We start from the raw sequence: 7,908 nt of genomic DNA, 5'->3' as shown, positions 1-7,908 counted from the left end.
TTTTTATCTTTTTTGAATTGAATTTGCATATAAATTTTTCCAATTTCTTTTTGAAGAGTTTCTTCCGCAAGTTTCTGTTCTGCTTCCAAAGCGATAACTTTTGCCTTTGCTTCTTCAAGCTCTGATTTAATTTTATTGATGTTCTTTTTTGCCATTTTAGCACTCCTTTATATTCTATTTTATTTAGTATAAGAGATATTCTTTTTTTAGTTTTTAATGGGACAAATCAGAAAAATAATTTTTAACTTGACAAAAATAAAAATTATTTTAATATAAAAAGACACCCCCTAATATAATTATTAGGGAGCAGCATATTTTAAAAATCTTTCTTCAGTAAACCTTCAGCGTTTTTTGTAAAAGCAGCCTTTCGACTAAGTTTAAATTTAATTAGTATGTGACCAAAATCTTCCTCAATTCCAAATGGATAAACCCTAAAAACAGGATAATAAATCGTGTCTACATCCATAAAAGCCCGTTCCTTTTCTTTCTCAAATGGCACTGCTTTATAACTGATACCTGTAATTACTTCTCTATTTAGAAAACTTAATTCGACAACTCCCTGATACGTTTTTTTGATCACATGTTGGTTCATCATTTTCATCCGTTTGTCCGCATCTTTTTCATCCGCATCTGTGTAAAAATTGCACTCTGGAGGTAGCTCATCTGTTGTTTTTCGGATTCCTAAATAAGTTTTATTGAGCACATTTTTGAAGAGATGGACCTTAAATAATCTCGGTTGGATGACAATTACCAGTATTGTCAAAACAAGACTAATGAACCAAAACGTAAAGAAACGATTGACCAAAAATTCTGTCAAAGTATGTTGTTTAATATAGACATTACCAGCTAGAAAGAATAAGGACATTACTCCTAACAGAAGAGGGTTTTTCATCCGTCTAATTTCTTTTGAAAAAATCGTATAGATAACATCTGTCGTTATTTTAAGCATGACTATTAATTCTAAAACTCTTACTGTAAATAATTGGATATCTTGCGGCATGTAATAAGTCAGCAATCCTAAAAAAACAGCTGAGAAAAGATAAAATTGTCCCTTAAACAAGAATTTTATCAGCCAGTTCAAACCACAAATCAATGATAATTTGATTCCATTCTTATTTAGTTCTTTCCATTTTTGAGTGTAATTTTTCATGATTTTTTTCCTTTCAATCTAACTTAATTGACCAACTTGTTTCCGGCAAAAACAATGAGTGTATCTTTGATTTTTGTGAAGTTACTCCATAAATCTCCATCTAGTCTTTTTAGATCAATAACATAAATTTTATGATCATCCCATACAGGCTTCTTAATGGTTATTGTAAAAGCTTGTTCATCTATGATAATTTCCCCTATAGCAAGATACATTGAAGAAAACATGTCCCCTGTATGTCCAGTCTCACTATTATAAGTTATTCCATTTTCATCAATGTCTAACATCACCCATCTTTGTTTTCTAAACAATCCTTTTGTACTTGTAAATACTACACGGTGTTTTCTAATAGGTTGTTGTCCTTTTGGTGCGAGTTTTCCATATATTTTTTCCATAATTTTTACCTCTTTACTTCCGCATTTTGTTATTTCATCTCTACAGTCTCTATCGGACTTGAAAATTCAAATGTACCATCTTTGACAGCTGCCTTCTTCTTTTCTAACGAAGTTGTTTTTTCTTTTAAAATGTCTATATTTTGGTTAGCTGTTTCAATAGAACGATTCTTCGTTTCTGTATCAGAATCAATCTGTTCAATGTCTTTTTGATTCTTGGTTAAGTCATCACCTGATAAATATTTTGCTTCTGTCAGCAAGCTTTCTTTAGAAGACTCATTATCTTTGATGAGTTCTTTTAGTTTTTTTATCGATTGAGTCAATTTCTTCATCTGCTCTTTTTGAAAACCAATTTCTTCTTCAATTTCTTGAAGAGCAAATTCTTCACGAGAAATATTTTTAACAGTTACTATTTCCATTTTTTTGTTTTGTGGAGTGACAAAAAATTGAACCACATTTTCTGAAGATTTATCTTCTTGTTTGAAGCCTTTAAAATCATCATCTGATGAACTAGATGGCGTAGAAATATCTACATCAATTTGATTTGTAGTCACTCTATTATTTTTAATATCAATCGCAAAAGCTCCAAAACCTTTCGGAACATTTTTGATAATGACGGATATTTTTTTATCAGTAATTGGAATTACTTCCATACTTGTATCAGAAGATTTATGTTGTGCATATAGTTTCCAATTTAACCTTTTACTATCTATTCCACGTGCAATAGATGAAGTAGAATCCGTTGTTTCAAACTGAAGAACAATCACTCCTGTTTTTGGAGAATAGATTTGTTTAACTAAACTAATTTCTCCTGTTCCGTTTTCAAATACTCGCTTAGTCGCAAGTTGGTCTGTTGTAAAGGTTTGACGCTGCGGGGAAAAAATAGCGCCTAATAACAGACTACTCCAGACAGCTAACAGAAATGAAAAAGTAATCAATTTTCGCTTCACAACATTTTCTTGACACCATTCTTTTATTCTGTAAAAGAATTGAATAACTGCACTTTCTTGAAGTTGTTTAATCAATTGTTTTATTGTATCTATCATTTTTCTTGCCTCCACTCACGAAGATGAATTTTACTATCTGGATAAATGATTTTTAAAAGCATCATCAACACTAAAGAAGCTCTGTAGATTCGTTTCTCTTGTTCAAAGTTCCGAATAATCGTCACATGAAAAAGTGGAAAAAACCAAGCTGTCAGCAGAGCAGACATTGTGATAACATGCCCGATAAAATTAAATAAATTACTCACGGAATGCCTCCTTTATTGCTTGTTTATTAGCTGCGAAATCTCCCTTGTTGTTCTTTTTAGCATACAAGTAAGACTTGATAACTCCTTTACGAATAGAGACTACGGTAGCTGCTTTTTTTACCTCATATTGATGCACTAATTTTTGTCCCTCTTTCGTTTGAATATTGATATAAAACGTTGGATAATCACTCTTACTAGCAGCTTTAATCACTGCATTTTTAGCAGCTTGACAATAAGGACAAGTCTTTTTATAAAAGACAAGCTGAACATTTTGCTCAAGTACTACATCGTTGTATTGCTTTTGAGTTAAATGACTGTCATAAGGGGTATCAAACTGGAAACCGCTATAAATAGCCATACCAAACAATAAAACTAATCCAAATATTCCGATCAGAAACATTAGTTTATTTTTCATCATGATTCCCTCCTTCTTCTTCAAGAAAATCAAATAAATTGCCTTGAATCATTTTAAATTGAGCCAATTCTTTTATTTGGCTGTTTAATACTTGAAAAGTATTTTGCATTTTCTTTTGGAGCTTTGGATCAAAAGAATCAAAGATATGAACAATTGGAAGCATTGGAAGATGATCATTCTTTTCAGCTTTCAATAGACTAGATACAACATTGTCTGATTTAATAATATGATCTACTCGAATTAAAGCAGGAATACTTGTAATGACGTCTTGGTTTTGATAGAAAGTCAAACAAATATCTCCTTCAGCAATAAATTCATAATCAGAATGTTGGTCATCCATTTTAAAATAATTAGCATCTTCTTCTTGACCTACGCCTGTTAAATAATAGCCACGAAGAATTTTATATTTCTTTTCAGTCATTTCTACTCCTTCTTTCTAGCTGACTTTATGAAACCGAAACGGTGCATCATAATAATTTGACAAACAAGTAAACTTCTTAGTTGTCGAAATAGGCTCTTCTTTGTGGTAATGCTTCTGAATATACTGACAAGCCAATCCTTGACTTTCAAAAACCAAAATCTTCTCTTCACTATCACGAACATAGTCCCCTAATAAAAAGCTAAAGATAATATATTTCATTTGTTTTCCTCCTTGTATATTTTTACCAATTCACTGTCTTCAGCAAGTCTATCCCTATCAATACTCTCTACAATATAGATCAAAGTGATAGTAAGGAAATAGCTTATCATAATTAGAAAACAGTAGGAATATGCATATTTTTCTCTCAATTCCGGAGCTGTAGAAATAAAGTGAATTTTATCATCTACTGTACCGAAACCAGCTTTAGATGTATAAGTAACATAAGTGCTTGACAAGAAATTGACTTTTAAAGGAGAAGAATACCAACGAAGTTTGGTATAGGTTTCCAAATTGATAGGAATAGTAAATACATCTTTATTTTTATCATACTGACTCAGAGTAATTGTATAAACTGTTTTTTCATTTTTGGTTCCAATGCCTTGAGTTTGACTTGTCAGACGAACAATCCGATAAATATTGTTATTCTGAATTTTATTAGCAGCAAAAATATCTATTAGACAATAACTAATGATACCAAGCACAATGAAAAGAATTGTACTTCTCACAAAAGCTGATGCAAATAAATCTCTATTTATTTTTAATTTCATTTTGTTTTCTCCTCTAATTTTTCAAAATAAAATTTTCCATCAAATGGTTTGATTGCAATAATTCCATATTTTTCACATAATCTCGGTAAGAACGGAAGAAGTAATCTCTCGTGAACGGACTTTAAATTGTTTCTAAACTGTTCAATCGTAAATACAGATTTATAATGGTTACACTGATGGCAAGCTGGCATATAGTTTCCTTCCTCATCTAGACCACCTTTTTGAAGTGGCAAAAAGTGATCCACTCTCATAGATTTAAAACTTATCTCACATCCACAATATGCACAATGATGATTGTATTTTTGTAACACCTGTAACCTCATTGTTTTTGATATATGTTTACGCTTAATCGTCATGTATAACCTCCTAAAATAGTTCTAGCTGCTTATTAGGCTGAAAATTCATCCAAAGAACCTCTACTCGTTTCAGACCACCCTCTGCCAGCGATGCAAACTCTATTCTTTCCCAATTAGATAACCGTTTATTATAAAGTTCGCTATCATAACCGCTAAGTAATATTTTTGCCTTAGACTGGTTCAATTCTCCTAAAAGTTCTATATGATCTTTATCTTCCATCTCAACAGTATATTGTTTTCTAGCTCTGGTACTTAATACGTATGGTGGATCAACATACATACAAACATCTTTCCGACTAAATTCTTGAATTAAATCTAATGCTGGCCGCTTTTCAATTTGAACTTCTTTTAAGCGCAAGGCTGCCTCTTGAATAATTCCAGGTAATTCATTCCAATGCTTAACTGCATAAGATCGTTCACGACCATTAACATCTCGCTTCCATCCTGATTTCTCTGTATTTCTAAAACCATGTGACATCATGGAACGAATGAGGAAACTAAGAGCTTTTTCTACTTCATCTTTTGGACGAAATTCCCAAGCTCTATCATAAACAGCTCGACTATAAGGAGTTAAAAATACTTTTTTAGTCAGCTCTTCTGGACAACTTTGAATCACTTGAAACAAATTTACGACATCTTCATTCAAATCATTAACCGTTTCAATTGAACTTGAAGGTTTATTAAATAAAACTGCTCCACTTCCAAAAAATGGTTCTAAATAGCTCTTATGAGCTGGAAACAATTCAATAATCTTATGTGCTAGGTTCCATTTACTTCCTGGATACCTTAGAATTGATTTCATAATTACTCTCAACCTTCCTTTTCATATAATTCAATAATGAATCTTATATCATTATTTAAAGCTACAAAATCCTCTTCAGTAGAACTAGTATGTAGCAATAATTCATATTGACTTTTACAAAGTTCTCCTAAGCTCTTATTTATGTTTATAAGCTGATAAAGATTTTGTTCTATCTTCTTTCTTAGTTTTTCTAGCATAGAAATATTCTCCTACTAATAGATTATTATTTTTTTACATCTATTTTTCTGCTCACAAATCCCTCACGGTATCCTAGATATAATGTAATGGGAGTTTGCGGGTTTTCGATCTAGCCTACGTCAACCTCAAACAAAGAGACTTCTTGAACCTGTTTAAAAGCCATCTCTGCTCTTTGAAGTACCTGTTGGATAAATCCTAATCTTTCTTCAAAGAAAGTGGCTATATTGGCAAAATAAGCTTCCTGACGCTCTCTTTTAATCTGAATAACAGATAAAAGAACAGATTTGATAGAAGCAATTCGAATACCTCCACCTCGACCAGATTTTACTTTCAAAAAGATTTTTTGTTCTTTCTTCAAAACTTTCAATACCTTATCTAAACTTCTTTCTGGAATTGATAGTTCCTCTCGTATCGTTTTCTTTGTCGTCTGAAGAAATGGATCAGTATCTTGTGACAGACTTTCTAAATAGTTCATGACATCACTTTTCCATTCATGCAGATGACTATTTTTTCTTGCTTGTCGAGGTTTCTTAAACTTCTTCCAACCTTGTCGAATAAAAAGATCACTAGTTGTTAGTTTCTTATCCACCCAAGCTTTACAAAGCAAGAGAACAAAATCTCTACTAGCAGCTTCGTATTTCCCAGAATAAGCACTTTTGACAATCTTCAGACATTCGTCCTGAGAGAGTGGTTCGTCCAATCCTGCATTGAATTGTCCCAAAACTATCTCACAATCGCCCTGAGAGACACCTGATGAATAGTTCGCAAGCGCTAAAGTGAATAAGACATTGTTTCTTCCCATCAGGGCTTTAGCTCCCTTGATATTTGATTCATTCATCAGCATTCTATACCAGGGCTCATCAATTTGTTTTTTGCCTTCCGTTCCTGTGATAACAGTTAGATTTGCTTTCCGTTTTGAAAAGCTAAATTCTGACTGTTTCATAGACCATTGAAGCCATTCTTCAAACGAGTAGGTATACTCTTCAAAAAAGAATTCTACGTTGTCTGTTCGAGGAATTCTAGCGATTCCAAAGTGATTGCAGGTTAAGTCAACTGGAAGATGTTTACTAAAATGATTTCTTAAATTCTGAGAGATCTCTTTCGCAACTTTGATGACTTTGAAATTTGAATGAGCAGTCACGTAAGCTGGCTCTTTCAGTGCAAAGTAAGCTTGATAACCTTTGTCAGATTTTAAAATGAGCGTTGGCATAAATCCTAAATCCATTGCCACATTCAGGATGTCTCCAGAGGACATTTCTTCAGCTGATGAAGTAATATCAAAGTCAATGTAAAAGGTGTTAATTTGTCTAAGATTCTCTTCATTGTGTCCTCGTGTAATTCGTCGTTTTTTGTCACTATAAGCTCCATATCGATAAACATTTGGTGTCCAATGAGTAAATCTATCTCGATTCTCTATAATCGCTTCTAACGAGGTTAAAACGACTCCAGTAGCATGAACCATATCATCTTTAGAACGATAGCCAAAAATAGAACCTTTATTCTCTTCTTCAGGAGAATTTTTAGGTCTTAATTGACTGTTCTTAAACTTATAGTTTCTAATCCCATTTTTTAAGATGAGATGGTAAATTGTCTCTAGCTGCATAATTCTCCTTTGTCTTTACCCCAACCGTAGTAGCAATGGCTACAAAGCGTCTCTGTTTCATCAACCCACCAGCATGCTCCATGTGCCTCATCAATACAAGGTCTATTCCAAGTGCAACCACATACTTTACAAATCCCAGTGTTATGTCTCTTTTTCTTCATGTTTCTTCTCCTCATCTGCTAAGGCTTGTTCATATGCTTTCCAGAAATCATTTAGCTTGCCACTTATTGGCAATTCTCCGTAATCGATGTAACATTGAATCGCTTCATCCAAATTAGTAGAATTAGTTCCTGCAAATGGTACTGTTTCTAGATCGACTGCTGTATTGTCAAGTATAGATGATTTTAGTCGATCCAATAGGATAACTCTGCTTCTCGCATTTTTTAAAGTTTGTAAGAATACTTTTCTTTCTGTAATAGCCATATCAGTCTGTCTCCTCTCTTTCTTTTTAAACAACTTCAGATAGATATACTTATCCTAATCATGGCTACTTCTCATCAGATATCAGCTGTTTTAATTTGCTAGGAAAACCATTTTCAATCCAATCTTCAATCA

General features: G+C 32.8%; 14 protein-coding genes. All 14 read right to left on the bottom strand.

What is annotated here, in order from left to right:
- Window positions 1-316: 316 nt before the first annotated feature.
- On the bottom strand, window positions 317-1,150 hold the full coding sequence (locus tag HMPREF1654_RS02625) for a hypothetical protein (protein WP_003078057.1): 834 nt from the start codon (window positions 1,148-1,150) through the stop codon (window positions 317-319).
- Window positions 1,151-1,173: 23 nt separating this feature from the next.
- A complete protein-coding gene (locus HMPREF1654_RS02620) occupies window positions 1,174-1,542 on the bottom strand; it encodes a hypothetical protein (protein WP_003078032.1) in 369 nt (122 codons plus the stop codon).
- A 29-nt stretch (window positions 1,543-1,571) separates the two neighbouring features.
- Window positions 1,572-2,585 (bottom strand): hypothetical protein, encoded by a 1,014-nt coding sequence (locus HMPREF1654_RS02615; RefSeq protein WP_003078046.1) that lies wholly within the window; start codon window positions 2,583-2,585, stop codon window positions 1,572-1,574.
- Window positions 2,582-2,791 (bottom strand): hypothetical protein, encoded by a 210-nt coding sequence (locus tag HMPREF1654_RS02610; RefSeq protein WP_003078073.1) that lies wholly within the window; start codon window positions 2,789-2,791, stop codon window positions 2,582-2,584. Before HMPREF1654_RS02610 ends, HMPREF1654_RS02615 begins: the two co-directional genes overlap by 4 nt.
- Entirely contained in the window at window positions 2,784-3,209 is a 426-nt protein-coding gene (locus HMPREF1654_RS02605; RefSeq protein ID WP_003078013.1) for a thioredoxin domain-containing protein, read from the bottom strand. The genes HMPREF1654_RS02610 and HMPREF1654_RS02605 overlap by 8 nt, the downstream gene beginning before the upstream one ends.
- Window positions 3,196-3,627 carry a hypothetical protein gene (locus tag HMPREF1654_RS02600; protein WP_003078021.1) on the bottom strand — a complete coding sequence of 144 codons (432 nt, stop codon included), beginning with the start codon at window positions 3,625-3,627 and terminating at the stop codon, window positions 3,196-3,198. The genes HMPREF1654_RS02605 and HMPREF1654_RS02600 overlap by 14 nt, the downstream gene beginning before the upstream one ends.
- 15 nt (window positions 3,628-3,642) lie before the next feature.
- A complete protein-coding gene (locus tag HMPREF1654_RS02595; protein WP_003078066.1) occupies window positions 3,643-3,846 on the bottom strand; it encodes a hypothetical protein in 204 nt (67 codons plus the stop codon).
- A complete protein-coding gene (locus HMPREF1654_RS02590; RefSeq protein ID WP_003077996.1) occupies window positions 3,843-4,394 on the bottom strand; it encodes a hypothetical protein in 552 nt (183 codons plus the stop codon). The genes HMPREF1654_RS02595 and HMPREF1654_RS02590 overlap by 4 nt, the downstream gene beginning before the upstream one ends.
- The gene (locus HMPREF1654_RS02585; RefSeq protein WP_014829647.1) at window positions 4,391-4,750 is read right to left on the bottom strand and encodes an HNH endonuclease; all 360 of its coding nucleotides are present in this window, start codon (window positions 4,748-4,750) and stop codon (window positions 4,391-4,393) included. Before HMPREF1654_RS02585 ends, HMPREF1654_RS02590 begins: the two co-directional genes overlap by 4 nt.
- Before the next feature lie 10 nt (window positions 4,751-4,760).
- Window positions 4,761-5,552, bottom strand: coding sequence for a DNA adenine methylase (locus tag HMPREF1654_RS02580; RefSeq protein ID WP_003078075.1), 792 nt, complete (start codon window positions 5,550-5,552; stop codon window positions 4,761-4,763).
- 8 nt (window positions 5,553-5,560) lie between these two features.
- The gene (locus tag HMPREF1654_RS02575) at window positions 5,561-5,749 is read right to left on the bottom strand and encodes a hypothetical protein (RefSeq protein WP_003030140.1); all 189 of its coding nucleotides are present in this window, start codon (window positions 5,747-5,749) and stop codon (window positions 5,561-5,563) included.
- Window positions 5,750-5,859: 110 nt separating this feature from the next.
- On the bottom strand, window positions 5,860-7,353 hold the full coding sequence (locus tag HMPREF1654_RS02570; RefSeq protein ID WP_003078069.1) for a primase C-terminal domain-containing protein: 1,494 nt from the start codon (window positions 7,351-7,353) through the stop codon (window positions 5,860-5,862).
- Window positions 7,307-7,474, bottom strand: a complete 168-nt coding sequence (locus tag HMPREF1654_RS02565; protein WP_155115199.1) for a hypothetical protein — start codon at window positions 7,472-7,474, stop codon at window positions 7,307-7,309. Before HMPREF1654_RS02565 ends, HMPREF1654_RS02570 begins: the two co-directional genes overlap by 47 nt.
- 20 nt (window positions 7,475-7,494) lie before the next feature.
- Window positions 7,495-7,776, bottom strand: coding sequence for a hypothetical protein (locus tag HMPREF1654_RS02560; RefSeq protein WP_003078009.1), 282 nt, complete (start codon window positions 7,774-7,776; stop codon window positions 7,495-7,497).
- Between the last annotated feature and the right edge of the window lie 132 nt (window positions 7,777-7,908).

The sequence above is a fragment of the Streptococcus intermedius SK54 = ATCC 27335 genome, assembly GCF_000413475.1.
In the GTDB taxonomy this organism is placed as follows: Bacteria; Bacillota; Bacilli; order Lactobacillales; family Streptococcaceae; genus Streptococcus; species Streptococcus intermedius.
This window is presented reverse-complemented; position numbering and strand designations above follow the sequence as displayed.